The organism is Janthinobacterium sp. BJB426, from assembly GCF_002735705.1.
Lineage (GTDB): Bacteria > Pseudomonadota > Gammaproteobacteria > Burkholderiales > Burkholderiaceae_D > Janthinobacterium.
On the sequence record NZ_PDZL01000020.1, the window covers coordinates 23,113 to 47,340 of the forward strand.

Genomic DNA, 24,228 nt, shown 5'->3' on the forward strand with positions numbered 1-24,228 from the left:
TTCCTTAACGGCCGGGAAGTTCGGCCGGCTCCACCACGCCCGCATCGACCACCCTGGCACGTATCACCGTGCCGCTGGTGGCGTTGCGCACGCGAATCACCTCGCCCAGCGCGCCCGGATCCAGCGCTTCGCCGGCCATGCTCACTTCCACCTGCTCCTTGCGCGCCACGATATTCACCGCGCTGCCCCGCTTGATCAACACGGGCGACGCCAGTTGCCCTTGCCGCAGCACTTCGCCGGCGCGCAAGCTGCGCCGGCTCGACAGGCCAACGGCGCCGGGCAAGGAGGCAATACTGTCGGGCACCATCGTCACGTCGCGCCGCGCCAGGGTCACGTCGCCCGCCTGCAGCGGCGTATTCGCCGTGACGGGGGCGCTGGTGACGGCCACCTGGGCCGTGATGCTGCCGCGCGCCAGCATTTCATAGCGCCAACCGTTGCTTCCAGGACACACTGCCACAAAGCGCATGCGCTGCGCCGAACGGCTGTCCGCCGTTTCCAGCGCGACGGGCGCCGCGCACGCCGGCACGGGGCGCGTGCTTTTCACCACGGTCACTTGAAACTGCGGTTCCAGCAATCCCGCCGAGGCTGCTTGCTGCACCAATTGCTCGCGCGCCAATTGTTCCACACGCGAAAATATATTGTCGGCTGGCAATTCTGCCCGTCCTGCACTACTATATAGGCTGGTCAGTAAAAAGAGGCCCGGAAGCAGTATGTGACGACATTGCGCCTTGTTCCACATCACGGAATAGTTCTCAAAGTAAATCATTGCTAACCTTAATCAAAGATACTGAAGCGGCATGACCTTACCATGCGTCAACATGACCAGGCTGGGATTTTACCTCTGCACCACCTATTTTCTAGCCCGAACCGCAAAAAGCACGATCGAATTCAACACAAAGGATGACCATGGGGATTAATTTCAAGGATGCGCTGGGCGTGCACGCCGATGCACTCGCGCTGCGTGCCGACCGCACACGCGTACTGGCCGCCAATATCGCCAATGAAAACACGCCCGGCTTCCAGGCCATGGACATGGATTTCGGCAGCGCCCTGCAACAGTTGCAGGACAACGAGGCCGGCCTGCTGTCGACCGATGACGATGCCAGCGCCCTGTACCGCGTCCCCTACCACCCTAGCCGCGACGGCAATACCGTCGAAATCGGCGTCGAGCAGGCGGCGTTCTCGCAGAACGCCACCGACTTCCAGACCAGCCTCACTTTCGTCAACATGAAACTGAAGGGTCTGTCCAAGGCCATTTCCGGACAATAAGGATCAGCATGAGCTTCCAGGATATTTCCAAGATCGCCGGTTCGGCAATGGCGGCGCAAACCGTGCGCCTCAATACCATCGCCAGCAACCTGGCCAATGCCGATTCCGTTGCCGGTTCCGAAGGCGAAACCTACCGCGCGCGTAAACCCGTGTTTGCGGCCGTGATGGATGGCCCTGGCGCCAGCGGCGCCGGCGGACGGGTACAGGTACTCGACGTGGTGCAAAGCGATGAGCCGCTGCGCAAGGTGTATGAACCGGGCCACCCGATGGCCAATGCCGATGGCATGGTGTTCTACCCCAACGTCAATCAGGTGGCCGAGATGACCGACATGATGTCGGCGTCGCGCGCGTTTGAAACAAATGTCGAAGTTCTGGGCCGCATCAAGTCGATGCAGCAATCGCTCCTCAAATTAGGTGAAGCATAATCCATGGAAACCAATCTCTTTACAAACAACACCAGCGGCAGCAACAGCAACAGCAATGCCGTCAAGTCGCAAAGCAATGCCACCCAGGATATGTTCACCAAGTTGCTGGTCGCGCAGATCAAGAACCAGGATCCCCTCGCGCCGACCGATCCGAGCCAGTTCGTCAATCAATTGACGCAGCAGGCACAAACGGAAGCGATGCAAAACCTGTCGGCGCTGACCAGCGCCAATGCCAGCGTGCTGCAATCGATGCAGGTGCTGGCCCTGGGCGCGCAAGTGGGCTCCGAAGTGATGGTCAACAGCGAAACCGTCCAGCTCGACAAGAGCAAGGTCAGCGGTACCATCGCGCTGGCCGCCGGCACCACCAAGACCACCGTCACCCTGAAAGGGCAGGACGACAAGGAATACAAGATCGAACTGGGCGCCAAGTCGCCCGGCACGGTGCCGTTCACCATCGATCCCGTGGCCTTGGGCTTGCCTGCCGGCACCTACAGCATGAAGGTCAGCACCAGCGGCGCCGAAAAACCAACGGTCGACATTGCAGGCAAGCTTAACAGCGTGCGCCTGTCGTCCAGCGGCAGCATGATTCTGAGCGTGTCGAACCTGGGCGAAGTCAACCCTGGCGCGATCACCGGCTTTAATGGCAAGACGGCCTGATCCGGCCCTTGGTTCCCCAAACACACTAATCTCGTCCTTCACTAAAGGAAGTCAACATGAGTTTCGACATCGCCCTGTCCGGTATCCAGTCCATCAACCAACAGTTGAACAGCACCAGTAACAATATCGCCAATGCCGGCACCTACGGTTTCAAGAGCAGCCGCGCCAACTTTTCGGCCATGTACGCCGGTTCGCGCGCCACGGGTACGGAAATCGGTTCGGTCACGCAAAGCATGTCGCTCAATGGCGGCGTGCTGAACACGGGCCGCGCGCTCGACGCGGCCATCGATGGCCGCGGCTACTTCGTCGCGCGCGATGCGCAAAACACCATGAGCTACAGCCGCGTCGGCATCTTTTCGGCCAGCAATGACGGCAAGCTGATCGACTCGAACGGTCGCCTGGTGCAAGGTTATGCCGCCGTCAAAGGCAGCACCACCCTGGGCACCATGGGCGACATGCTCATTCCGACGGGCCAGATTCCCGCCGTGGCGTCGACCAAGCTGGCGTATGCCGCCAACATGTCGTCCGAATGGACCATCAAGACCGTGCCCTTCGACAAGACTAGCGAACTGAGCTACAACAGCGCCAAGTCCTCGATCATCTACGATTCGCTGGGCGCCAAGCACTCGCTGGGCCAGTACTTCGTCAAGACGGCAGCGGGCGTGGACGTGCACTACACTCTGGACAACGTCGATGTAACATTGCCAGGACCGGCGCCGCTGGTGACAAGCATGGCCTTCAACACGTCCGGCAAGCTGACGATGACCGCGCCGGTCACGCTGGCGCTGGGCACGCCGCCAGGCGCCGCGCCGCTGTCGATCGCCATCGATTACACGGGCACGACCCAGTTCGCCGGCGAATCGACCACCTCGACCGACCGTTCCGACGGCTATGCCTCGGGCACCTACACGGGCGTGGAACTGGCCGATGACGGCTCCGTCGTGGCGAAATACACGAACGGCCAGAAGCAAAGCATCGGCGTGATCGCCCTGGCCACCTTCCCAGACGAAGGCGCCTTGACGGCCGTCAACGATACCAGCTGGGTCGCGTCGACCACGTCCGGCACCGCCATCTATGACCGTCCAGGCGTCGGCATGGCCGGCAAACTGGTGACGAGCTCGCTGGAGCAGTCGAACGTCGACATCACCTCCGAACTGGTGGGCCTGATGACGTCGCAGCGTAACTACCAGGCGAACTCGAAAGTCATCTCGACCGAGAACGCCATGCTGCAATCGCTGATGCAAGCGCTGTAATCCACGATACGCAAAGGTAAAGAGCAATGGATGCGCTGATTTATACCGCCATGAGCGGGGCCGACCGTGCCCTGCGGGCACAGCAGGTACACGCCAACAACCTGGCCAACATCGAGACGGGTGGCTTTCGCGCCAACCTGGAAGTGTCCACTGCCCAGCCGTTGCAAAACGGCTATGGCTACGACGACCGCCACATGACGCAGACGCAGTCGAGCGCCATCGGCACGCGCACGGGCGCCATCAAGGAAACGGGACGCGAACTCGACGTGGCCGTCACGGGCCCCGGCTTTCTCGCGGTGCAGTGGCAAAACGGCGAAGCCTACACGCGCGCCGGCGCCATGGACCTCGATGAAACGGGCGCCCTGACCATCAATGGCCGGCCCGTGCTGGGCGAAGGCGGTCCGATCACGATTCCCGAGCACACCAGCCTGTCAATCGGCGCCGATGGCACGATTTCCATCCAGGTGCCGGGCACCGCGCAAATGCAGACGGTCGACAAGCTCAAGCTGGTCAACGCCGAAGCGGGCGAGCTGACCAAGAACGAGGCGGGCCTGATCGTGGCGCGCGGCGGCGAAGACTTGCAAGCCGATCCGACGGTACGCATCCGCGACCGCCACCTGGAAGGCAGCAACGTCTCGGCCGTCGAGGAAATGGTCGCCACCATGAGCCTGAACCGCAGTTTCGAGATGCAGATGAAAATTTTCAAGGCCAGCGATTCCATGACGGAGTCGGGCAACCGCCTGCTGGGCGCCTAAGCCCAACGCCAACCAATTACCAGGAGTAAACCATGAATCCAGCAATGTGGATCAGCAAGACCGGCGTGCAGGCACAAGATGCCAAACTGCAAGCCATCGCGAATAACCTGGCCAACGTCAATACCGTCGGCTTCAAGCGCGACCGCGTCGTCTTCGAAGACCTGTTTTACCAGGTCGAGCAGCAGCCGGGCACGCAGCGCGCCGACAATACCCTGTCGCCATCGGGCGTGCAGTTGGGTAACGGTACCCACATGGTCGGCACGCAAAAGGTGTTTACCACCGGCAGCCTGCAAACGACGAGCCGCGAATTCGACGTCGCCATCACCGGCAACGGCTTCCTGCAAGTGCTGCGCCCGAACGGCGAAGCGGCCTACACGCGCGCCGGCCAGCTGGGCATCAATGAAAACGGCGTAATGGTCAACGCCCAGGGCTTGCCCCTGGTGCCGCAAATCACCGTGCCGAACAATGCCACGGCGATCACCATCGGCGAAAACGGCATGGTCACGGCCACCGTGCCGGGCAATGTCAACGGCACCCAACTGGGCCAGCTGAACCTCTCCAGCTTCATCAACCCGACGGGCCTGCTGGCACTCGGTGAAAACCTGTTCCAGGAAACGGCATCGAGCGGCACGCCAACGGAAGGCCGTCCTGGCGAAGGCGCACTGGGCAAGCTGAAACAATTCGCGCTGGAAGGCTCGAACGTGCAGGTGGTCGAAGAGATGGTCGACATGATCGCAGCCCAACGCACCTATGAAATGAACACCAAGGTGCTGTCGGCCGCCGACAATATGCTGCAATACCTGGCGCAAGCGGCACGCTGATGACAGTCGCCATGAAAACCACGGCAGCCATGCTGCTGGTGTTGATGGCCGGTTGCGCCAGCCGGCCGGCGGCGCCGGTGGCGCCCAGCTTTTCCGATACGCCGCTGCCCGTGGCGCCGCGCAGCGCTGCGCGCGGCGGCGTGGGTGGCGGCGTTTTCAATCCCGACGCGGGCCTGGACCTGATCTCGGACAGCCGCGCCTTCCGCGTCGGCGACGTCGTCACGGTGGCCTTGCAGGAAACCACGCAGGCCAGCAAGAAGGCGGGCACCTCGTTCAACAAGGGTTCGTCCGTCGGCGTGAATGCGGCCAATATTCTCGGCAAGACCTTCCCCAAGACCGGTATCGACCTGTCGGCCGACCGCAACTTCGCCGGCGACTCGACCAGCACGCAGCAAAATGCGCTGTCCGGCGCCATCACCGTGATCGTGCAGGAAGTGCTGCCGAACGGCTTGCTGCGCGTGCAGGGCGAGAAAACCCTGACCCTGAACCAGGGCGAGGAATTCGTGCGCCTGCGCGGCTACCTGCGCGCCGCCGATATCGATTCGAACAACCAGGTGTCATCGTTGCGCATCGCCAATGCACAGATCGCCTACTCCGGCCAGGGCACCCTGGCCGAAGCCAATACACCAGGCTGGCTGACGCGCTTCTTCGTCGGCCCATGGATGCCGTTTTAAGGTGACCTCATGAAATTTCGTTCCGCCCTGCCCCTGGCAGCCATGCTGGCCGTACTCTCCGGCCTTGCCCTGCCCGCCAGCGCCGCGCAAGTGCTGCGCAACCTGGTCAGTATCGAGGGCGTGCGCGACAACCCGCTGGTCGGCTACGGCCTCGTCGTGGGCCTGAACGGCAGCGGTGACACCACCCAGGTGAAGTTTTCCAGCCAGTCCGTGGTCAACATGCTCAAGCAGTTCGGCGTCAAGATGCCGGACGGCGCCGAAGCGAAAAGCAAGAACGTCGCCACCGTCATGGTCAGCGCCGTGTTTCCACCAGGATACCGCCGTGGCCAGGCCATCGACGTCACCGTGTCGTCCTTGGGCGATGCGAAAAGCTTGCGCGGCGGCACCTTGTTGCTGACGCAATTGCGCGCGGCCGACAATGAAACGTATGCGCTGGCGCAAGGCAACGTCGTCGTCGGCGGCTTGAACGCCACCGGCAAGAGCGGCTCTTCCGTCACCGTCAACACGCCCACCTCGGGCCGCATTCCCAACGGCGCCAACATCGAGCGCGAGATTCTCAGCGATTTCTCGACCAAGCCGACCGTCACCCTGAACTTGCGCCACCCGCATTTCGAGACGGCCATCAATATCGTCGAAGCCGTCAACCGCCGCTTTGGCGCCGTCGCCACCACGCGCGACGCCACCAGCGTGGAAGTGCTGGCGCCGGAAAACCCGACCCAGCGCGTGGCCTTCATGGCCAAGCTCGAAGCGCTGTCCGTCGATGTCGGCGTCGATACGCCGAAAGTGGTCTTCAATTCGCGCACGGGCACCGTCGTCATCGCCGAAGGCTTGCGCGTGAAGGCGGCCGCCGTCACGCACGGCTCGCTCAAGGTCGTCATCTCCGAAAGCTCGGCAGTGAGCCAGCCGGCACCGTTCGGCCGCGGCCAGACCACCGTCACGCCGCAATCCAAAGTGTCGGTCGACCAGGGCAACGGCAATATGTTCAAATGGCCGGCCGGCGCCAAGCTGCAATCGATCATCGACGTGGTCAACAGCCTGGGCGCTTCGCCTGATGACATCATGGCAATTTTACAAGCCCTCGACCAGGCTGGTGCCATCGAAGGCGAATTGGTGGTCATATGATCAACATCAACGACAGCAGCAGCGCCCTGCCCTCGGCGCTCGACGACAAATCCCCTGCGGCCGCCGCGCCGGCCGATCCCCGCTATGCGGCCAAGGCCACCGAGGCGGCCGTCAAGTTCGAAGCCTTCTTCATCTCGCACATGCTGCGCCAGATGCGTTCTGGTACGCGCGAGATGGCGGGCGAGGACAGCGTCTTCAAGGACCCCGTCAACAGCGACATGCTGGAAATGGCCGACAACCTGGTGGCCGACAAGATGGCTGGCCAGCGCGCCTTCGGCATCGCCGACGCCATCCTGCGCCAGCTGCTGCCGGCAGCCGGCGCCCCCGTGGCCGCCAAAAGCACTGTCAAGACCGACAATATTGCGGCCCCGCTTAATAAATCCGTCTGAAGCGTCGCCTGTACAAGGTAACAACGATTCAATGCCTGCCCACCCGCATGCGCCACACTCTTCACGAAAGAAACTTGCCCAATGAGCATCATCAGCAATGCATTGTCAGGCAGCATCGCCGCCCAGGCCGCACTGAATGCGGCCAGCCAGAACATCGCCAACCTGCAAACGGCGGGCTATACCCGTCAAGGCGTGCTGTTGTCCTCGCTTGGCGCCACCGCCGGCGTACGCTCGGCCGGCAATGGCGTGGAAGTGTCCGCCCTGCTGCGCTTTGCCGATGCTTATAAAAGCCAGCAAATGTGGCGCGCCGCGTCCGACCAGGGCGCCCGTTCGCAGACCCAGCCTTACCTGACCCAGCTCGAGCGCGTGATGGGCGACGATGCCTCCAGCATCAGCAACGGCATCGACGGCTTTTTCGCCGCACTCAACGCCTCGGCCGTCGACCCGACCTCGACACCGCTGCGCCAGCAGATCATCACCTCCGCCGACGCCATGTCGCAGCGCTTCAACAGCATCAGCACCGTCATGGGCAACCAGTTGCTGTCGCTGCAGCAACAACGCGCAGCGATCGTGCCGCAAGCCAATACGACGCTGGCCAATATCGCCGCGCTGAACCAGCGCATCAGCGCCTCCACGGCCTCGGGTACGAACGTGTCGTCGCTGATGGATGCGCGCGACCAGCTGATCGACGGCCTGGCCTCGCAAATGGGCATCGACGTCCTCGACCAGCCGGACGGCTCGCGCAATATTTCGCTGAAGTCGGGTCAGCCGCTGGTGATCGGCAGCCTGGCCGGCACCTTGACCAGCAACATGACGAACACGGGCGAGCAAACCCTGAGCCTCGATTTCGCCAAGTCGTCGTATACCCTCGATCTGGTCGCCATCGGCGGCCAGATGGGCGGCCTGGGCGAATTCGAGAGAAATACCCTGAAACCGCTGCAACAGTCGCTGCAAGACATGGCCACCCAGTTGACCAGCAAGGTCAACGCACAGCTGGCCTTGGGCAAGACCATGGCCGGCACATCCGGCGCCCCCCTGCTGGCCTACGCGAATGGCAAGTTGAGCATTACTCCCGGCTTCAACGCCAAGGACCTGGCCCTGTCGCTGACGGGTGCGGCCGGCGACAGCGGCAACTTGCAAAAATTGATCGATATCAAGAATCAATCGATCAACGTCAGCTGGGTGGGTACGGTCCTGATGAGCGATGCGGATACGCAGCTGGTCGGCAAGCTGGCTATCTACAGCCAGCAGAACCAGGCCCTGCTGAAGACGTCCAACACGGTGCGCGCGCAAGCGATCGATGACTGGAAGTCCACCAGCGGCGTGAACAAGGACGAGGAAGCGATGAACCTGGTCGAATTCCAGAATATGTATCAGGCAAACATGAAAGTCATTTCCGTGGCGAATACCTTGTTTGATGCCACTTTGCAAATGATGGGTTAAGGAGAAGATCATGCGTGTCGCCAGCAGCCAGTACCAATCGCTGATTAATATTTCGCTTCAGCAAAATCAAGAACGCATCAATTACCTGACCCAGCAAATGTCGTCGGGCTTGCGCATCCAGCTGCCATCGGACGATCCGATCGGCAACGTGCGCATTTCGCGCCTGACGCGCGAGCAAGCCATGGTCACGCAATACCAGGACAATATCGCCACGGTGAAAGTGCGCCTGCTGAAGAACGAAAACTACCTGTCGAGCATGGTCACCGACATGGGCCAGGCACGTGATCTGCTGGTGTGGGCCGCCGACGGCGGCAATGCGCCGGACGACCTGAATGCGATGACGCAATCGCTGATCGCCATGCGCGACAGCGTGCTGTACACGGCCAACCTGAAGGATCAGGAAGGCCGCTACATGTTTTCCGGCACCGCTACCGACCAACCCGCCATCAAATACGATCCGGCGGCAACTGCAGGTTCGCGCTATACCTACATCGGCAATACCGACACGCAGACCGTGGTGGTGGGCAATGGCGTGACGCAGGCGGCCAACGTCGACGTGAAGAACCTGGAAGTATGGCTGAACAAGATCGACCAGGCCATCACCACGCTGGGCGTGCCTGGCGTCAGCCCGAACGATCCGGCCGTGCGCAGCGTGGTGGGTGCGGCGCTCGATGGCACCGATGACGGCATGGATTTACTCTCCGGCAAGATCGCCATCTTCGGCGGCGCGCAAAACATCCTCACCACGCTCTCCGGCAACCTGGCCAATGTGTCGCTGTCGAACAATTCGGCCCTGCTGGACCTGAAAAAGACCGACATGGGCGCGGCCGCCATTGAACTGACCGGCTACCAGACGGCCTTGCAGGCAACCTATAAAGCCTACGCCAAGGTTGGCACCATTTCCCTGTTTGATCTTCTCTGACCATCATGCAAATCGTTCAGACCTCCTCCTCTTCCGGCGTCAATGCCAAAGGCGCCGGCACAGCGCGCGTCGTCGATGACGCGTCCGCCGCGGTCAAAGGCAGCGCCAGCGCGCGCAGCGAAGCGCCGGCAGCGAGGAGTTCGACGGCGAGCCTGCAGCGTGGCCTGAGCAACTGGGATCACCAGTTGCAGGGAGAAATTTCTAACGCGCAACAAACCCTCGACTACCTGGAACGCAGCAGCAGTCAGTTGCAAGCGCTGAAAAGCGAGCTGGCGGCCAAGCTGGCCGCGCGCCAGGGCCGCGAAGGGCAAGTCGAGGCCAGAGTACGCCAGTTCAGCAATACCTGGCGCCAGCGCGCCAGCGCCTCGGGCGGCACGCTCGATGCGCAACTCAGCTATACCAGCCCGCAGGCGGCACAGCAGAACTTCAGCATCCGCGGCCTGACCATGGCCAGCCTGCAGGAAGGCCCGCAGGAAGTGCTGGCCTTTTCCGTCGGCGGCGCGAACCAGGCCTTGCGCTCGGTGAATATCGAACCTGGCCTGAGCGCGAACGAAATCGTCTCGCGCTTCGACCGCGCACTGATGCCGTCCGGCATCGGCGTCAAGCTGGGCGAGAATGGCGAACTGGTGTTCAGCACCTCGGAAGCGGCCTGGACCAACGTGCGCGACAGCCTGTCCGTGCGCGGCAGCGGCATCCGCTACCCGACCGGCCAGATGAGCCGCGTGCGCACGGATGCGGAACCGGCCGCCATCTCCCCGGAAGAATGGCATACCGGCGATACGGAAGCGCTGCGCGCCACCTTGCAGCAAGTGGTGCAGGCGCTGGCGCAGTTGCAGGCGGCGCGCAGCTCCGTCAGCCTGGCCCTGGCGCAAGCCACGGGACGGGTGGCCCGCGCGCAACCGGTGCAAGTGCACGTCAGCATGGATACCCTGGCGGAAAACTTCACGGAAAAGGCCAGCCAGCCCGGCTATGAATCGCTGCTGGCGATCAGCTCGGCGCTGGTCGGCATCAGCCGCGAGCGCGTCGTCGCGCTGCTGGGCCTGGAATAAATCCCCCTAGCTCAGGACGCTGGAAATCCGTAAGATGCTGCTGTCGCTGGCGCGTTGACCCACACGCCAGCGCATCCCGTCATCCACCTCCGGAGTTCCCTTGATAAAGACCGCCGCCCGGCTGATCAGTTACGCCCTGTTGGGCAAATCCGGCAAGCAAACCCTCGATATCGCCAAGGTGCGCAAGGTATTGATTTTGCGCAACGACAAGATCGGCGACATGATCGTCACCACGGCCCTGCTGCGCGAGCTGAAGAAGAACTATCCGCACTGGCAGATCGACGTGGCCGCCAGCAGCGCCAACCGGGCAGTGATCGCCGACAATCCGCATGTGAGCGAGATCCTCATCTGGGACAAGCAGCCGCTGCTACGCGACTTGCGCACCAGCATCGCCAAACTGCGCCAGCGCCGCTATGACGTCATCTTCAACCCCTACAACCGTTTTTCGATTCCCTTGCTGCTGCGCATCAAATGGCTGGGTGCGCGCTATTTGACGGGCTTTGCCATTCCCAAATACGGCACCTCGACGGCCAAGCTGGGCATGTTTGACCATACGGTGCCCTGCGACCGCAGCCGGCACATCCTGCACAGTTTTTTCGCCACGTTCGGGCAATTCGGCTTGCGCGACATCGATATGCGCTATGAACTGTTCGGCGTGGACGCGCACGCGGCGCAGGTGGACACCGCCTGCGACACCCTGCTGCGCAGCCATGAGGGTTTGTTTTGCCTCAATTTCCAGGGCAGCAATGCGCAACGCACGGTCAGCGTGGCCGATGCCCAGCGCTGCTGCGCCGCCCTGGCCGCACGCTATCCGCGCCATGCGCTGTTGGTGATCGCCGCGCCAGGCACCGAGGCGCGCGCCGCCGAGATCGTGCGCGGCGCCGGCCATGCCAACGTGATGGCCGCGCCGCCCACCGGCCACATCCTGGAGCTGGCGGCCCTGATCCGCCGCTGCGAACTGGTGCTCTCACCCGACACCTCGGTGATCCACATCGCCTCGGCATATGACAGGAAAATCGTCGGCTACTACATCCGTACCGACAATTACCGCTGGTTTTATCCGGCCAGCCGCCATTACCGCGTGATCCTGGCGCCTGGCCTGACCCTGGTCAGCGTCAACGCCGCCGAGACCCTGGCCGCCGTGGAACAGTTGATGGAAGGCGACGGGCAGGCGCAAGCGACGATTCAAGCCGCCGGCTGAGCCGCCAGCAGGCAATTCATCTGCCCTGCCGCCAGCGCGCGGGAAAAGAAATACCCCTGTGCATAGTCGCAGCCGGCGGCGCGCAGCAGGTCGCGCTGCGTCGCCGTCTCCACGCCTTCGGCCACGACTTTCACTCCCAGCCGCTGCGCCAGCGCAATGATTGCCTCGCACAGGCCCAATCCAGCATCATCGCGTCCCAGTTCGCCAACCAGCGAACGGTCGATCTTGAGAAAGTCGATACCGGCCTTCCGGATGCATCCGAGCGACACTTGGCCGCTGCCGAAATCGTCGAGCGCCAGCGCCAGGCCCATGGTGCGGAACTGGCGCAGGCGGTCGGCCACCTGGCGCGCCTCGTCGAGCAGCACGGCTTCCGTTGTTTCAATGACGATGGCGCCCGGCGCCAGGCCCGCCCGCGCCAGGGCATGGCCCCAGTCCTGGTACAGCGCGGCGTCGCAGCGAAATTCCGCGGGCGACTTGTTGATACAGACCTGGAACCCGGCGCCATGCTCATCCCGCCACTGGCGCGCCTGACGCACGACCTGCTGAAAGACCCACTCGCCGATATCGATGATCAAGCCGTTTGCCTCGGCAAAGGCGATGAAATCGGCGGGCACGAGCAAGCCGCGCAGCGGATGGCGCCAGCGCAGCAGCGCCTCGGCCCGCTCGATCGTGCCATCGCACAGGCGGATGATGGGCTGGTAATACACCTCGAACTGTTCCTGCGCCAGCGCCAGGCGCATCTCGCGCACCGTGCTGCGGCGCAGGTCGGCAGCCTGCTGCAGGGCCGGCGTGAAATAGCTGTAGCCATTGCGCCCCGCGCTCTTGGCCGCATACATGGCCTGGTCGGCATGCCGCAGCAAGGTGTCCGTTGCCTCGGCGTCGGCCGGATACAGCGCCACGCCCACGCTGGCCGACACTTGCGCCGTGTCGCCGTCGAGCACGAAAGGCAGGGCCAGCGCCGTCGTCAATTCCTGCAGCACGCGCTCGATGCCGCCCAGCTGCCCCACGCCGGCCAGGATGACGGTGAACTCGTCGCCGCCCAGGCGCGACACCGTATCCGTGGAACGCACGCGCTCGCTGATGCGCAGCGCCGCCTGGCGCAGCAGCATGTCGCCCTTCTCGTGGCCGAGGCGGTCATTCACCTGCTTGAAATGGTCGAGATCGATGAACAGCAGGGCCAGGCAACCGCCTTCGCGGCTGGCGTGGCGCGCCTCGTGCTGCAAGCGGTCGAGGAACATATGGCGGTTCGGCAATCCCGTCAACGGGTCGAAATTGGCTTGCCGCCAGATGCGCTCGGACGCGGCGCGCTGTGCCGTGATGTCGCTGACCAGCGCCAGCGCACCCAGGTAGGTGCCGCCGGAATCGAAGATGGGATTGGTGGCCAGGGTGGCCCACAAGGTGCTGCCGTCACGCCGCTGGAACTTGAATTCATGGCGCTCGACGATGCCATCCTGGCGCCGCGCGATGTTGCGCTCCAGGATGGCGCGCCCCTCGTCATCCATGAAGGCGGCCAGCGGCTGGCCCAGCATGTCCTCGATCTGGCAAGCGAGCATGTGCGCCATCTTCGGATTGACAAAGCTGGTCAGCGCCTGCGCATCGATTTCCCAGATGCCCTCCTCGGCGCTGTGCACGATGCGCCGGAAGCGCTCTTCGCTGCGTTCCAGCGCGGCCAGCTTGCCCTCGGCCTGCTCCAGCACCAGGCGCAGCGCCTGGCCGTTCGGATCGGCGCTGCCCAGCAGGCTGACGGGCAAGCCTGCCTCGCGCGCGCCGGGGCGCAGCCGCACCTGCAGCTGGATGCGCTCGGGTTCACTGCTATTGAGCACGCGCTGCACGAACTGCTCGAAATCGTGGAGGAACGCCTCGTGCACATAGGAGCGGAACAGCACGTGGCCAAGGCGTTCGCGCACCAGGCCGAACAATTCGGCCGCCACCAGGTTGACCTGCACGATCACGCCATCGAGGCCAAGCACGAAATAGGCGACGGGCGCCAGCAGGTATAAATCGTTGAAATACGCTTGCTCGCGCTCGGCCTTCACCCGTTCCGGGCTGAAGACGCCATCGTCAAGCAGGGGCGCGGCATGCCGCGGCACGCCGTGAAGGCTGTGCGAGGAGGAATCCGGCGCAGGTACCGCTAGCGGTGGTGTGTCCATGGCTATCCTTTGCACCGCCGCCCTGGCAACCAGGTGGGTGCAGTTGCGAGACTAGCACGCGCCACGCGCAGTGTCGAGCCAAGCCTGCCATGGATGTCATCTCTACAACAAGGCGCTTCAGCGGCCCATGCCGCGCCGGCGCCAGCCGAAATCATGGCCCACCACCAGCAAGGTGCTGGCCACCAGGCTCGATAGCCCCACGATCAGCTGGATCAATTTGTCGTCAGGCAAGATCCACAGCGACGAGTCCGGCGTCTCGCAGCCCGTGGCCGCGCTGATCAGGGGAGAGACCCAGGCCGCGTCCGGCGTCACGTCCAGCACGACGGCGCCGTCGGCGCTTGTCTGCATATAGATATCGCCGCCCTCGGCCAGGGTAAAGCAGATGCCCACACCCGTTTCCGTGGCGCGGATATTGTCCTGCATGCTGCGGTTATGTTCTTCGATCCACACCTCCACGTCGTATGGCGTTTCCAGGTGCTCCCACGGACGGGGGCGGAAACGGGGACGTTCGTCCGCGCTGGCGGGAGTGTCGGGAACGTCGGGGATGTTGCTGTCTGCTGCGCCTTGCATGCTGGTTGACCTTTTCTGCGGTGATGCGGCGGGACCGGTTGCCTGCCAGCCGCCATTATCCACCGATCACGGCACGCATGGTATTCCCACGGCGAATCCATCAGAAAAACTGACAGCTATCGACTTCAAACATCAGAACACCTGACTTAAAATACGCGCCATCTCTTCTTTACAGGCTTTACATGCAAGGCATCAAACGCAAAATCGTCTACGTCACCGCCTTTGAAATCATCGGCATGGCCATTTCCACGGCTTGGCTGACTCTGCTTTCGGGCGAGTCGCCCACCAGCACGGGGCCGCTGGCCATCATGATCACCACCATTGCCGTGATCTGGAACCTGCTCTACAACACGGCCTTCGAATACTGGGAAATCCGCCAAGTGTCGCGCACGCGCACCGTCTGGCGCCGCATCCTGCATGCAATCGGCTTCCAGATCACCTTGGTGATTTACCTGATCCCATTGATCGCTTGGTGGCTCGACATCAGCTTGTGGCAGGCGTTCGTGCTGGACTTCGCCCTGATGCTGATCATCCCGTGCTACAGCTTCATTTTTAATTATTTCTTCGACGGCCTGTTCGGTGTGCCCCTGTCGGCGCAGCAGCCGAAGGAAGAGCCAGCGGACGTTCAGGCCGCTTCGCTGAGTAACTGAAGAAAGGACCGCGCCGCCATGCCCAGCGGCCGGTCCTTCATCCACACCAGGTGGATGGGCACGACCAGACCATTGCCCGTATTCTTGAACGCCACGCAGCGCACCCGCCCCGCCGCCAGAGAATGCTGGATGGCCGAGGCGGCAAAGTTGCCCCATCCCAAGCCCGCTTCCACCATCGCCAGCGCCATCGGCAAGCTGTCCGTGCGCCAATAGGACAGCCCCACCACGGGACGCGCATCGGCCAGGTCGAGTTCGCGGCTGGCGACGATGATCTGACGCAAATTCACCAATTCCTCGATATACAAGGGCTGGCCCGCCGCGCTGGGCGGATGCTGGGTGGAAATAATCGCCAGCAAGGCATCGCTGCCCACCAGCTGGAACTGTTCCTCGTGATTGATGCGTCCGCCTGCGAAAGCCATGCAGGCGCTGATGCGCCCCCGGTGCAGCATGTCGAGCACATCGTCCTGCGGCGCCGTCAGCACTTCGATGTCGAGCAGCGGATGGCGCTGCGACAGCGCGCGCACGGCAGCCAGGAAGGGCGTATGGTCAAGCTCGGCCGCAATGCCCAGCGAAATGCGGCTCTCCAGTCCCTGCGACAATTCCTGCACGTGCAGGTGCAACTGCTTCAACTGCTCGGCGATCAGGCGCGCGTGCGGTATCAGGGCCATCGCGGCCGGCGTGGGCACGGCTTCGCGCGCGCCCCGGTCGAACAGGGTGATGCCCAGTTCCGCCTCGATGTTGGCCATCGCCATGCTGACCGCCGACGGCGCCCGCCGCAAGGCGCGCGCGGCGGCCGAGAACGAGCCGCCGTCGACGACGGCCAGGAACAGTTCGATGTTATGGCTGGACAGTTTCATGGAATCGGAAAGTGGGAAGCGGAAAGCGGGCGGCACGTTTGCGCCGCCGGCGATAGAATGAAAGAAATCCCGATAGCAGGAGGAGCCATGACTCATCCACTTCCCTACCGCCGCGGCGGCTATGTCTCGGAATTCACGCGCTTTATCGACGGCTACCTGCGCGACCATCCCGAAGCGCAAACCAGCCAGCGCCTGGGCTGGCGCATTTACTGGGAACGCCCCGTGAATTTCGATGAATGGCGGCGCACCGAACGCGATAGCGTGCCGGAGCCGCCCTACCATTACGACTAAAAAGTCTTAGCCTTTCCAGGTGCGCTGCAAGCCCGTATCGGCATGGATCCAGCCGCCACGGGGGCCGGAGCGGTAATAAAAGCCCACGCCTCCCTGTTTGAAGCTGCGCACGAGCGAACCGAGCACTTCCGCGTTCAGATTTGCCACGCGGATGTCGGCAGCGCGGCCGGAAATGTGCAGCGACTGGCGCGCGGCCGGTACGCCCGCCTCGCGCAGGCGGCTATTCGACTCGGCCGTGCGGTAGCCCGACAGGATCTCCAGCGGCTGCTCGATGCCGTAACGGGCCACGAACGCTTGCGTACCCCACAGGGTTTCCAGCAGTTTCGGGTCGATGGGCGCCGTCTTCTTGCCGTTCACGTCGCGCAGCAAGTGGCACAGTTCCTGGTAGGCCGAATCGATGACTTCGCCATCTTTCCAGTACAGCAGCTTGGCTTTTTCATTGCTGGCCGGGCGCACCACTTCCAGGGTGCGGGGCTTGAGCCAGAATTCCAGGTCCAGCGCCTGCGCGTCGAAGATGTCGGGAGGCGGTTCCATCTCGGTGATGACCTGGCGCGACTGCGAGGTGACCGAGCGGTCAATGCTGGCAAGTTGCGTCGGCTGGGGTGGCACGCCCGTGCGCGGCGCGCGCGGCTTGGCGCTGGCCGAAGCCGAGGCGGGAGCGGCCGTGCGCGAGGCGCAGCCTATGAGCGGGGTGGCAACCAGGCCCAGCGCGGCCAAGCCCATACCGTGGTGTAGAAAATTTCTGCGCGATGCCATAGTCAGTCCAATATAACGATGGGAATACTATAGCGTATTGTGCCGCGAAGAAAAACCCTCAATGCCTATCGTGTCGCCCTCATTTCACCTTCGTGCGCCTTACGCGGCGGCGGCGCTGGCCACGCTGTCCCGATTTGCCTGCGCCAATGCCGTCAAAGGCTTGTCGAGCAGATAACCCTGGGTGACGATGGGCAATCCCGTGGCGGCGGCGATGCGCTGTAGCGCGGCCAGCGCGGCCGGCGTGTCGAGGCGTTTGAAAATGACGCGGATTTTCGCCGCATGGCACACGGTGACGAAGCTGGCGACGGCCTGCTCGTCGCTGAGGTTGCCCGCGTCAAGCTTGAATGCATGCGGATGCAGGCGCTCCAGCATGCCCGTGGCCTCCTGCACGCTGGCCACGTTGATGGCCAGGCGGAAGCCGTTGCGGCGGTAATTGTCGGCCACATAGTTGAGCAGCCAGCCCTGGTTCGGCGTCACCGTCGGCAATTGCAGCACGATGCGCTCGATGGGCAAGCCCAGCGCGTCGAGGATGCGCTGGAAGGCGTGGCCGTGATTGCTGCTGACGGCGCTCAGCAGGCGGTCATGCACGTTCAGATACAGGTCGGATTCCTCCGCTTCGCTCTGGCGGAAAAAATTAATGGCGTGCAGCATGCGGCACAGCCGGTCCAGCTCCACGGATTCATCGTCGCTGGCCGCGTGATCGAGCAAGCGCCACAGCGACAAGCCTTCGTCCGCCTTCGACACGCTGCGCGCCAGCCCCTCGAACGCCACCAGCTTGCCGCTTTCCAATTCGCGCAGCGGCTGGAAAGCGCTGGTCATGGTGCAATTGAAAAAGCGCCCCAGCGCCCTGCCCTCCCCGTCGAGCCAGACGCTGGTGCCGGCCTGGGTTTGGTGCGACAGGCGGGCCAGGTAATTTTTCAGGACGGGAAATGGCATACGTGCTCCTTCATCGGGCTGCGCCAGCTGCCCTCATGGGGAAGACGGCGCCAAAGTGTGCAGAGTAAGGCAGCGCCAACCAAAGGAGAACGAATGGTTTCGCCATTTGATATGCGCCCAGCACATATGGGATGCGGCGACCAGCGCATAACGATACTCGGAAACATTCCTTCCAGCCACCTGCCCCGGCCTTTACTGTGTTCATGTACCGATACCATCAGGAAGGGCCGCCATGTGCCAGTTACTCGCAATGAACAGCAGCAAGCCCGCGGCGCTGGGTTTTTCCTTTGCCGGCTTTGCCGAACGGGGCGGACGCACGGACGAGCACCGCGACGGCTGGGGCATCGCCTATCATTCCAGTAGCGGCTGCACCCTGCTGACGGATCACCTGGCTGCCATCGATTCGCCGCTGGCAGCCCAGGTGCAGCAGCATCCCGTGAAGGCGAAAAACATCGTCGCGCACATCCGCAAGGCCACGCAGGGCCGCATCGCGCCGGAAAACACGCATCCGTTCGCTCGCGACCTGTGGGGCAAGACCTGGTCGTTCGCCCACAATGGCGACTTGAAAACGTGGCGCGCGCCCGCCAATGCGCACTACCGCGCCAGCGGCGACACGGACAGCGAGCAGGCCTTTTGCCACTTGCTGGCCCATTTGCGCACGCGCTTCCCCTTGGGCGAACCCGCGCGCGCCGACTTGCGCGCCGCCATCGCCGAGGTCGCCACGGAAATCGCCGCGCACGGCACATTCAATTTCATTCTGTCGGACGGCGAGCTGCTGTTTGCCCACTGTTCCACGCATTTGCACTTCGTGATACGCGAATACCCGTTTTCCGTCGCGCAACTGATCGACTGCGAGCGCAGCATCGACTTTCGCCAGCATAATCACCTGGACGACCGCATCGCCGTCATCGCCACGCATCCGCTGACGCAAAACGAGGACTGGCTGGCGTTCGCGCCCGGCGAACTGAAACTGTTTGCTGGCGGCACTTTGCTGCCGGCAAACGAGAGCGTGCCGCAAGGCGTGTATATCCAGATCAGTTACTGAAGGGAAATATTCAAACGGAGGAAATGGCCCGCCGCCGGATGGGCGGGCTGAAGTGCAGAAAAGCCGTCAGGCCGAATTGCAGTTGCAAAAGCGCTTGCGCTTGGGGTCGCCGCTAGCGATACCCGCGGGGTCAATCTGTTTCCAGCAAAAAATCGTTTCCACGCCATACGGCGACCGTACATTGCCCGCCTCGACATACCCCTGCTTGACGAAAAATGCCTGGCTGCTGGCCGTGCTGTGCAGTTGCAAGGCCTTGATGCCCCACTCGCGCGCCTGCGTTTCCAGTTGCTCCACCAACGCCTTGCCCGCGCCGCGGCCTTGCGCCTCGGGCAACAGGTAGCACAGGGCCAGCTTGCCGGCGCGCGTCAGCAAGCCGACGCCGACAACGGCGCCCGCCTCGACTGCGACCAGCGAAAAATTGGTAGGCGACGCAAACCAGCACGCCACCATCTGCGGTGTTTTATTGCCCAGCCAGGCTTCCAGAATGGCCGGATCGTCCCGATGATCGAGGCTGCAGCATTCGACGATGGAGCGTCGTAATACGTTGCACGCCTCGAAAGCGTCGGTCGATGTTGCAATACGAATTTCAAGACTCATGTACGCTCACAAAATATTCCAGTTGCCGATGCAGACGGTTTTACCCCTGTATCGTGCGATTCGACTATACACCAAGCGGCGCTTTCGGGTTTTTTGCCGCGCGCCACGGACCGGTTTTGCCTATGGTGCGATGCCTGCAGACTAAGTGCTGATGCACATCTTGCCCACGAATGTTTCCAGAAATCGATATCTGTTTTTTAGCGCAAACGGGAATCGAATCTAAGCATATTACGAAAAATTCGTTTCTTTTCCGGCCGGAATTTTAGACTATGTCTATCTATTCTCACAACAAGAGTTCAACATGCCCCATTCCAACGCCGTATCGACTGCCGCAGCAACGCTCACCCAACGCTCGCGCCGCTGGTTCCTGGCCAGCGCCCTGGCCGCTTCCGCTGCCGCCATGAGCCTGCCGATGGCCGCCAGCGCCGCCGAACCCGTGGTCTTGCTGAACGCGTCCTACGACGTGATGCGCGAACTGTTCAAGGACGTGAATCCCGCATTTATTGCTGATTGGAAAGCCAAAACAGGCGAAACCATCACCATCAAGCAATCGCACGGCGGCTCCAGCAAACAGGCGCGCTCCGTCGCCGATGGCCTGGAAGCGTCCGTCGTGACCATGAACCAGGCGAATGACATCGATATCCTCGTCGACCGCGGCCTCGTGGTGGCCGACTGGGCCAAGAAATTCCCGAACAATGCGGCGCCGTTTTACTCGACCATGGTGTACCTGGTACGCAAAGGCAACCCGAAACACATCAAGGATTGGGATGACCTGGCCAAGCCCGGCATCAAGGTCATCGTGCCGAACCCGAAAACCTCGGGCAATGGCCGCTACACCTACCTGGCGGCGTGGGGTTATGCCGTGAAAAAAGGCGGCAGCGAAGCGCAGGCGCGCGACCTCGTCACCAAGCTGTTCAAGAACGTGCCCGTGCTGGACGGCGGCGGCCGCGGCGCCACCACCACCTTCACCCAGCGTGAAATCGGCGACGTGCTGGTGACGTTTGAAAACGAAGTGCAACTGGTGCGCGCCGAATTCGGCGACAACTTTGAAGTGGTGTATCCAAGCATCTCCATTTTGGCCGAGTCGCCGGTGGCCGTCGTCGACAAGGTCGTCGACCGCCGCGGCATCCGCAAGGAAGCCACGGCCTACCTGCAATACCTGTACTCGGAACCAGGCCAGGAACTGGTCGCCAAGCATTATTTGCGCCCCCGTTCGGCTGCAGTGGCCAAGAAATACGCGGCCAGCTTCAAGCCGATCACCCTGTTTACCATCGATGACGTCTTTGGCGGCTGGAAACAGGCGCAAAAGAAACACTTTGACGATGGCGGCGAGTTCGACAAGATTTATCAGAAGTAAGTTTGCGCCATATCAACAAAAAACCGGGACTTGTCCCGGTTTTTTCATGTCCGCGCCTGTTTGCGCATATCGATATGCGCATCGATTCGTGGTCAAAACTCCGCGCGCGCCGTACTCTGGCCTTGTCGCGCCGCATGGCGTATTACGGGCACAAAGGAAATATCATGGCTATCTCGGAAGTAAATGTACGCAACCAGTTTCGCGGCAAGATCAAGGAAATCATCTTTGGCCCCGTGGTGTCGGAAGTGGACGTGGAAACGCCGCACGGCATCGTCACCTCGGTCATCACCTCGCGCTCGATCAAGGATCTGGACTTGAAAGTGGGCAGCGAAGTCATCGCTCTGGTGAAATCGACGGAAGTGTCGATCGCCAAGATCCAGTAAGCGTTATCTGCCCACTGACGCCGCGCCCCTTGCCATCCGGCAGCGGCGCGGCGTTTGCATCAGGGCTTGATATACGCATACCCTTCCTGCCACTGCAAGCGGCTCAACTCGGCCACGCCCGAGGGCACGATGATGGCTTCGGGCAGCACACGCTGGCGGTCGATGTTGCGTCCTTGCAAGGTGTTATTGCAAACGCGAAAGCTCACGCCACGCTTGGCCAGCTCGCGCACCACTGCGTCATACGGATTGCCATTCTTGTCGATGGCGCCATCGAGCAGAAAATCGATGCCGGGGCCATGCGCGACGAGCACGATGGTGGCTTGGGGGCTGGCGTCCAGGTGATTGCGGATGTTTTTCAGCGCAGCCGTGGCATTGCTGGCGTCATTGACGTGATACACCACCTTTTCCTCCTTCTGCGCTGCCGTGGCGGCGGTGCAAGCGAGCAAGGAAAGAAGGATGGCGGAGAACCAGCGGCGCAAGATTGTCATGAGATGTCCATTTCAGTGGCAGATTAAAAACATTGCCATCATATCAATCTCTGAACAAATACGTAAACGTGCGGCTGACGGGCAGCTTTTCCGTGCTGCCGCGCAGCAGCACCTGCATGCGTTCGGCATCGATGCGCTCGGCCGCCTCGATGGCTTTCACGTTGACCATGGTGCCACGGTGGATTTGCCAGAACTGTTCCGGATCGAGGCCGCCCAGCAAATCCTTCAACGGCGTGCGCACCAGCGCCTCCGAGCCGGCCAGCACCACACGCGTGTATTTTGTGTCGGCCTGGAAGAACAGCACGTCATTGATGTCGATCAAACGGATCTGCTTGCCCACGCTGGCCCTGATCCATTTCAATTTTTCGCGCGGCGGCGCCGGCAGCGCCGCGCGCAGCGATTGCAATAAATTCGCCATGTCGGCCGGCTGGGCGCCGAGCTTGTCGCGCAGCCGGGCCAGCGCCCGCTGCAGCCGCTCGGCCTGTACGGGTTTCAACAGGTAGTCGACGGCGCCCGCGTCGAAGGCATCGACAGCGTACTGGTCGTAGGCCGTGACGAACACGACGTGGGCGCGCTTGCCGATGCGCTCGGCCACTTCCAGGCCCGACAGGCCAGGCATGCGGATGTCGAGGAAGACCACGTCCGGCTCATGTTCGAGAAAACCGTCCCAGGCATCGTTGCCGTTTTCCGCCACCAGCACGATGCGCGCCTCGGGCCAGGCCAGCGCCAGCATCGTTTGCAGGCGTTCGCGCATCAGGGGTTCGTCCTCGGCGATCAGGATGGTGGCATTCATGCGGCAAGTTCCTTGGTATTCATCGGCAATACGATCTCGGCGAGCACGCCCTCGTCCTCGCCATTTTGCACGTGCAGGCTGGCAGCGGCTGCGGCCAGCTGCAGCCGGCGGCGCACATTCTCCAGGCCCAGGCCGCCTCCGGGCGCACTCGCGGCGCCCAGGCCCACACCGCTATCCTGCACGCGCAAGCGCATGGCGCCGTCCGCGTCCAGCAGGGCCGAGACGGCGATCTCGCCGCCCCGCAGCGATGGCTCGATGCCATGCTTGATGGCGTTTTCCACCAGGGTCAGCAAGATCATGCTGGGCACTTGCATCTGCGCCAGGCCGGGCGGCAAATCGAGGCGGAAGGACAGGCGCGTGCCCATGCGTACCTGCATCACTTGCAGATACGCTTGCACCACGTCGAATTCCGTTTGCAGGGGCACCTGGTCGGCGCGCATCTCGGCCAGGCTGGCGCGCAAGAAGGCGATCAGGTTGGCCGTCAGCGCGGCCGCCTGCACCGCCCCGCTGGCGCCCTGCTCGGCCAGCTGCTGCACGGCGCCCAGGGTGTTGAACAGGAAATGCGGTTCGATCTGCGCGCGCAGCAAACGCAGCTGCGATTCGCTCAGCTCGCGCGCCAGACGGTCGCGCTCGGCATCCTGCTGCAGCTGCAGGGCCAGCGCCTCGTACTGGCGGTTGCGCCACAGAACGACGATGGTCATCGGTATCATGTAGACCAGCCCGGCCGTCAGCGCGGCCCAGCCGCCCACGCGCGCACCGCGCTCGATGGCCACGCCGATGGAACTATTACCTTCCAGTATGGCGCGCAGCACGCCAATCGCCACACCGCCCAAGGCCGGCACCAGCAGTAGCAGCAGCAGCGTCTTGAACTTCTTTTGCGCCAGCTTGCGGTAATTGAACCAGACCCCCAGCACGCCCCAGGCCATCGCCAGGCCGAGCACATTGCTGAGCACCACGGCCTTGGTCCAGCCCACCTTGTCGGGCAGCAGCAGGTGCAGCACAACGCCGATGATACTGAACAACAGCACCAGCCTGGCTGCCGCCAGGTAAAAGCCGGCGCCTCGGTACTTGAGCATGAAGGCGTGGAATTGCTGGCGCTCGATCGGCGTCAGGGTGACGAGGCGCAACGCCACCCAGCGCCGCCAGCCATGCGGCAACTGGGCCGCCGTGTCCGGATGCGCGAGCACCCTGAGGGTTTCATCGTCGTAACAGCGATACCATCCCGCAAATTTTTTCCACATGCTGCGTTCTCCTTGTCGTCTCAATCAGGCATGAACGCAGTCTACGGCGCCCTTGTTGCAGGGCATAGCGTGGGGCGACGAAGCACGAAGCGACAGGCATCAGCGACGAAACGCGCGGCGCCTGCCGGACCATG

At 62.6% G+C, this 24,228-nt stretch carries 28 protein-coding genes; 18 read left to right on the plus strand and 10 right to left on the minus strand.

The window, feature by feature from the left end; translation table 11 throughout:
* Positions 1-4: 4 nt before the first annotated feature.
* Complete coding sequence (gene flgA / locus CSQ93_RS23905; RefSeq protein ID WP_099380191.1) at positions 5-652, minus strand: flagellar basal body P-ring formation chaperone FlgA; 648 nt, start codon at positions 650-652, stop codon at positions 5-7.
* Between the two features lie 254 nt (positions 653-906).
* Here flgA and flgB point away from each other — a divergent pair, with 254 nt between their 5' ends.
* From flgB to CSQ93_RS23970, 13 genes are all read left to right on the plus strand, one after another.
* Positions 907-1,269, plus strand: a complete 363-nt coding sequence (gene flgB, locus CSQ93_RS23910; RefSeq protein ID WP_034758109.1) for a flagellar basal body rod protein FlgB — start codon at positions 907-909, stop codon at positions 1,267-1,269.
* A gap of 8 nt (positions 1,270-1,277) precedes the next feature.
* Positions 1,278-1,694 carry a flagellar basal body rod protein FlgC gene (gene flgC, locus CSQ93_RS23915; protein WP_034757795.1) on the plus strand — a complete coding sequence of 139 codons (417 nt, stop codon included), beginning with the start codon at positions 1,278-1,280 and terminating at the stop codon, positions 1,692-1,694.
* A 3-nt stretch (positions 1,695-1,697) separates the two neighbouring features.
* Complete coding sequence (locus CSQ93_RS23920) at positions 1,698-2,351, plus strand: flagellar hook capping FlgD N-terminal domain-containing protein (RefSeq protein WP_099380192.1); 654 nt, start codon at positions 1,698-1,700, stop codon at positions 2,349-2,351.
* 56 nt (positions 2,352-2,407) lie between these two features.
* The gene (locus CSQ93_RS23925; RefSeq protein ID WP_099380193.1) at positions 2,408-3,604 is read left to right on the plus strand and encodes a flagellar hook protein FlgE; all 1,197 of its coding nucleotides are present in this window, start codon (positions 2,408-2,410) and stop codon (positions 3,602-3,604) included.
* Between the two features lie 26 nt (positions 3,605-3,630).
* A complete protein-coding gene (locus tag CSQ93_RS23930; protein WP_099380194.1) occupies positions 3,631-4,359 on the plus strand; it encodes a flagellar basal body rod protein FlgF in 729 nt (242 codons plus the stop codon).
* Positions 4,360-4,391: 32 nt separating this feature from the next.
* Positions 4,392-5,180 carry a flagellar basal-body rod protein FlgG gene (flgG, locus tag CSQ93_RS23935; RefSeq protein ID WP_167389655.1) on the plus strand — a complete coding sequence of 263 codons (789 nt, stop codon included), beginning with the start codon at positions 4,392-4,394 and terminating at the stop codon, positions 5,178-5,180.
* A gap of 11 nt (positions 5,181-5,191) precedes the next feature.
* Positions 5,192-5,854: a flagellar basal body L-ring protein FlgH gene (gene flgH / locus CSQ93_RS23940; protein ID WP_099380232.1), complete on the plus strand. Its 663-nt coding sequence runs from the start codon at positions 5,192-5,194 to the stop codon at positions 5,852-5,854.
* Between the two features lie 9 nt (positions 5,855-5,863).
* Positions 5,864-6,976, plus strand: a complete 1,113-nt coding sequence (locus tag CSQ93_RS23945; RefSeq protein ID WP_099380195.1) for a flagellar basal body P-ring protein FlgI — start codon at positions 5,864-5,866, stop codon at positions 6,974-6,976.
* Positions 6,973-7,365 carry a flagellar biosynthesis protein FlgJ gene (locus CSQ93_RS23950; protein ID WP_416208785.1) on the plus strand — a complete coding sequence of 131 codons (393 nt, stop codon included), beginning with the start codon at positions 6,973-6,975 and terminating at the stop codon, positions 7,363-7,365. The genes CSQ93_RS23945 and CSQ93_RS23950 overlap by 4 nt, the downstream gene beginning before the upstream one ends.
* An 81-nt stretch (positions 7,366-7,446) precedes the next feature.
* Complete coding sequence (gene flgK, locus CSQ93_RS23955; protein WP_099380196.1) at positions 7,447-8,808, plus strand: flagellar hook-associated protein FlgK; 1,362 nt, start codon at positions 7,447-7,449, stop codon at positions 8,806-8,808.
* Positions 8,809-8,818: 10 nt separating this feature from the next.
* Positions 8,819-9,730, plus strand: a complete 912-nt coding sequence (gene flgL / locus CSQ93_RS23960; protein ID WP_099380197.1) for a flagellar hook-associated protein FlgL — start codon at positions 8,819-8,821, stop codon at positions 9,728-9,730.
* Positions 9,731-9,735: 5 nt separating this feature from the next.
* A complete protein-coding gene (locus tag CSQ93_RS23965; protein WP_233516325.1) occupies positions 9,736-10,779 on the plus strand; it encodes a hypothetical protein in 1,044 nt (347 codons plus the stop codon).
* A 100-nt stretch (positions 10,780-10,879) separates the two neighbouring features.
* On the plus strand, positions 10,880-11,980 hold the full coding sequence (locus CSQ93_RS23970) for a glycosyltransferase family 9 protein (RefSeq protein WP_099380198.1): 1,101 nt from the start codon (positions 10,880-10,882) through the stop codon (positions 11,978-11,980).
* Here CSQ93_RS23970 and CSQ93_RS23975 read toward each other — a convergent pair.
* On the minus strand, positions 11,965-14,130 hold the full coding sequence (locus CSQ93_RS23975) for a putative bifunctional diguanylate cyclase/phosphodiesterase (protein ID WP_199534493.1): 2,166 nt from the start codon (positions 14,128-14,130) through the stop codon (positions 11,965-11,967). The genes CSQ93_RS23970 and CSQ93_RS23975 overlap by 16 nt on opposite strands.
* 117 nt (positions 14,131-14,247) lie before the next feature.
* Positions 14,248-14,700: a hypothetical protein gene (locus tag CSQ93_RS23980; protein ID WP_099380199.1), complete on the minus strand. Its 453-nt coding sequence runs from the start codon at positions 14,698-14,700 to the stop codon at positions 14,248-14,250.
* 182 nt (positions 14,701-14,882) lie between these two features.
* Here CSQ93_RS23980 and CSQ93_RS23985 point away from each other — a divergent pair, with 182 nt between their 5' ends.
* A complete protein-coding gene (locus CSQ93_RS23985) occupies positions 14,883-15,350 on the plus strand; it encodes a PACE efflux transporter (RefSeq protein ID WP_070291265.1) in 468 nt (155 codons plus the stop codon).
* On the opposite strand, the gene CSQ93_RS23990 is transcribed toward CSQ93_RS23985, so the two are convergent.
* Positions 15,326-16,207, minus strand: coding sequence for a LysR family transcriptional regulator (locus tag CSQ93_RS23990; protein WP_035826890.1), 882 nt, complete (start codon positions 16,205-16,207; stop codon positions 15,326-15,328). The genes CSQ93_RS23985 and CSQ93_RS23990 overlap by 25 nt on opposite strands.
* A gap of 87 nt (positions 16,208-16,294) precedes the next feature.
* On the opposite strand from CSQ93_RS23990, the gene CSQ93_RS23995 reads away from it, so the two are divergent.
* On the plus strand, positions 16,295-16,498 hold the full coding sequence (locus CSQ93_RS23995) for a DUF3460 family protein (protein WP_035817978.1): 204 nt from the start codon (positions 16,295-16,297) through the stop codon (positions 16,496-16,498).
* A 6-nt stretch (positions 16,499-16,504) separates the two neighbouring features.
* On the opposite strand, the gene CSQ93_RS24000 is transcribed toward CSQ93_RS23995, so the two are convergent.
* Together CSQ93_RS24000 and CSQ93_RS24005 are read right to left on the minus strand one after the other, a co-directional pair.
* Positions 16,505-17,254, minus strand: a complete 750-nt coding sequence (locus tag CSQ93_RS24000) for a YcbK family protein (RefSeq protein ID WP_416208784.1) — start codon at positions 17,252-17,254, stop codon at positions 16,505-16,507.
* 99 nt (positions 17,255-17,353) lie between these two features.
* Entirely contained in the window at positions 17,354-18,190 is an 837-nt protein-coding gene (locus tag CSQ93_RS24005) for an EAL domain-containing protein (RefSeq protein WP_099380201.1), read from the minus strand.
* A gap of 232 nt (positions 18,191-18,422) precedes the next feature.
* On the opposite strand from CSQ93_RS24005, the gene CSQ93_RS24010 reads away from it, so the two are divergent.
* Positions 18,423-19,235 carry a class II glutamine amidotransferase gene (locus CSQ93_RS24010; RefSeq protein ID WP_099380202.1) on the plus strand — a complete coding sequence of 271 codons (813 nt, stop codon included), beginning with the start codon at positions 18,423-18,425 and terminating at the stop codon, positions 19,233-19,235.
* Between the two features lie 66 nt (positions 19,236-19,301).
* Here the strand turns inward: CSQ93_RS24010 and CSQ93_RS24015 are convergent, their stop codons facing one another.
* Positions 19,302-19,832 (minus strand): GNAT family N-acetyltransferase, encoded by a 531-nt coding sequence (locus CSQ93_RS24015; RefSeq protein WP_035817966.1) that lies wholly within the window; start codon positions 19,830-19,832, stop codon positions 19,302-19,304.
* 301 nt (positions 19,833-20,133) lie between these two features.
* On the opposite strand from CSQ93_RS24015, the gene CSQ93_RS24020 reads away from it, so the two are divergent.
* Positions 20,134-21,189 (plus strand): sulfate ABC transporter substrate-binding protein, encoded by a 1,056-nt coding sequence (locus CSQ93_RS24020; protein ID WP_099380203.1) that lies wholly within the window; start codon positions 20,134-20,136, stop codon positions 21,187-21,189.
* Between the two features lie 164 nt (positions 21,190-21,353).
* Positions 21,354-21,572, plus strand: coding sequence for a TOBE domain-containing protein (locus CSQ93_RS24025; protein WP_034757699.1), 219 nt, complete (start codon positions 21,354-21,356; stop codon positions 21,570-21,572).
* 59 nt (positions 21,573-21,631) lie between these two features.
* On the opposite strand, the gene CSQ93_RS24030 is transcribed toward CSQ93_RS24025, so the two are convergent.
* Genes CSQ93_RS24030 through CSQ93_RS24040 form a run of 3 tightly spaced genes read right to left on the minus strand, consistent with a single transcriptional unit; the run spans position 21,632 to position 24,094 of the window.
* Complete coding sequence (locus tag CSQ93_RS24030) at positions 21,632-22,060, minus strand: DsrE family protein (protein ID WP_099380204.1); 429 nt, start codon at positions 22,058-22,060, stop codon at positions 21,632-21,634.
* 43 nt (positions 22,061-22,103) lie between these two features.
* Complete coding sequence (locus CSQ93_RS24035) at positions 22,104-22,853, minus strand: LytR/AlgR family response regulator transcription factor (protein WP_099380205.1); 750 nt, start codon at positions 22,851-22,853, stop codon at positions 22,104-22,106.
* On the minus strand, positions 22,850-24,094 hold the full coding sequence (locus CSQ93_RS24040; protein ID WP_099380206.1) for a sensor histidine kinase: 1,245 nt from the start codon (positions 24,092-24,094) through the stop codon (positions 22,850-22,852). The genes CSQ93_RS24035 and CSQ93_RS24040 overlap by 4 nt, the downstream gene beginning before the upstream one ends.
* Positions 24,095-24,228 lie beyond the last annotated feature (134 nt).

What these genes read in the sequence shown, in the direction of transcription:
- CSQ93_RS23930 (WP_099380194.1), top strand. Translation starts at nt 3,631, where the DNA reads ATGGATGCGCTGATTTATACCGCCATGAGCGGGGCCGACCGTGCCCTG.
- CSQ93_RS24030 (WP_099380204.1), bottom strand. Translation starts at nt 22,060, where the DNA reads ATGACAATCTTGCGCCGCTGGTTCTCCGCCATCCTTCTTTCCTTGCTC.
- flgL (WP_099380197.1), top strand. Translation starts at nt 8,819, where the DNA reads ATGCGTGTCGCCAGCAGCCAGTACCAATCGCTGATTAATATTTCGCTT.
- CSQ93_RS23925 (WP_099380193.1), top strand. Translation starts at nt 2,408, where the DNA reads ATGAGTTTCGACATCGCCCTGTCCGGTATCCAGTCCATCAACCAACAG.
- CSQ93_RS23965 (WP_233516325.1), top strand. Translation starts at nt 9,736, where the DNA reads ATGCAAATCGTTCAGACCTCCTCCTCTTCCGGCGTCAATGCCAAAGGC.
- CSQ93_RS24015 (WP_035817966.1), bottom strand. Translation starts at nt 19,832, where the DNA reads ATGAGTCTTGAAATTCGTATTGCAACATCGACCGACGCTTTCGAGGCG.
- flgC (WP_034757795.1), top strand. Translation starts at nt 1,278, where the DNA reads ATGAGCTTCCAGGATATTTCCAAGATCGCCGGTTCGGCAATGGCGGCG.
- CSQ93_RS23920 (WP_099380192.1), top strand. Translation starts at nt 1,698, where the DNA reads ATGGAAACCAATCTCTTTACAAACAACACCAGCGGCAGCAACAGCAAC.
- CSQ93_RS24010 (WP_099380202.1), top strand. Translation starts at nt 18,423, where the DNA reads ATGTGCCAGTTACTCGCAATGAACAGCAGCAAGCCCGCGGCGCTGGGT.
- CSQ93_RS23945 (WP_099380195.1), top strand. Translation starts at nt 5,864, where the DNA reads ATGAAATTTCGTTCCGCCCTGCCCCTGGCAGCCATGCTGGCCGTACTC.
- CSQ93_RS23995 (WP_035817978.1), top strand. Translation starts at nt 16,295, where the DNA reads ATGACTCATCCACTTCCCTACCGCCGCGGCGGCTATGTCTCGGAATTC.
- flgB (WP_034758109.1), top strand. Translation starts at nt 907, where the DNA reads ATGGGGATTAATTTCAAGGATGCGCTGGGCGTGCACGCCGATGCACTC.
- CSQ93_RS24035 (WP_099380205.1), bottom strand. Translation starts at nt 22,853, where the DNA reads ATGAATGCCACCATCCTGATCGCCGAGGACGAACCCCTGATGCGCGAA.
- flgH (WP_099380232.1), top strand. Translation starts at nt 5,192, where the DNA reads ATGAAAACCACGGCAGCCATGCTGCTGGTGTTGATGGCCGGTTGCGCC.
- CSQ93_RS23990 (WP_035826890.1), bottom strand. Translation starts at nt 16,207, where the DNA reads ATGAAACTGTCCAGCCATAACATCGAACTGTTCCTGGCCGTCGTCGAC.
- CSQ93_RS23980 (WP_099380199.1), bottom strand. Translation starts at nt 14,700, where the DNA reads ATGCAAGGCGCAGCAGACAGCAACATCCCCGACGTTCCCGACACTCCC.
- flgK (WP_099380196.1), top strand. Translation starts at nt 7,447, where the DNA reads ATGAGCATCATCAGCAATGCATTGTCAGGCAGCATCGCCGCCCAGGCC.
- CSQ93_RS23985 (WP_070291265.1), top strand. Translation starts at nt 14,883, where the DNA reads ATGCAAGGCATCAAACGCAAAATCGTCTACGTCACCGCCTTTGAAATC.
- CSQ93_RS24020 (WP_099380203.1), top strand. Translation starts at nt 20,134, where the DNA reads ATGCCCCATTCCAACGCCGTATCGACTGCCGCAGCAACGCTCACCCAA.
- flgG (WP_167389655.1), top strand. Translation starts at nt 4,392, where the DNA reads ATGAATCCAGCAATGTGGATCAGCAAGACCGGCGTGCAGGCACAAGAT.
- CSQ93_RS23975 (WP_199534493.1), bottom strand. Translation starts at nt 14,130, where the DNA reads ATGGACACACCACCGCTAGCGGTACCTGCGCCGGATTCCTCCTCGCAC.
- CSQ93_RS24025 (WP_034757699.1), top strand. Translation starts at nt 21,354, where the DNA reads ATGGCTATCTCGGAAGTAAATGTACGCAACCAGTTTCGCGGCAAGATC.
- CSQ93_RS24005 (WP_099380201.1), bottom strand. Translation starts at nt 18,190, where the DNA reads ATGCCATTTCCCGTCCTGAAAAATTACCTGGCCCGCCTGTCGCACCAA.
- CSQ93_RS24000 (WP_416208784.1), bottom strand. Translation starts at nt 17,254, where the DNA reads ATGGCATCGCGCAGAAATTTTCTACACCACGGTATGGGCTTGGCCGCG.
- CSQ93_RS24040 (WP_099380206.1), bottom strand. Translation starts at nt 24,094, where the DNA reads ATGTGGAAAAAATTTGCGGGATGGTATCGCTGTTACGACGATGAAACC.
- CSQ93_RS23950 (WP_416208785.1), top strand. Translation starts at nt 6,973, where the DNA reads ATGATCAACATCAACGACAGCAGCAGCGCCCTGCCCTCGGCGCTCGAC.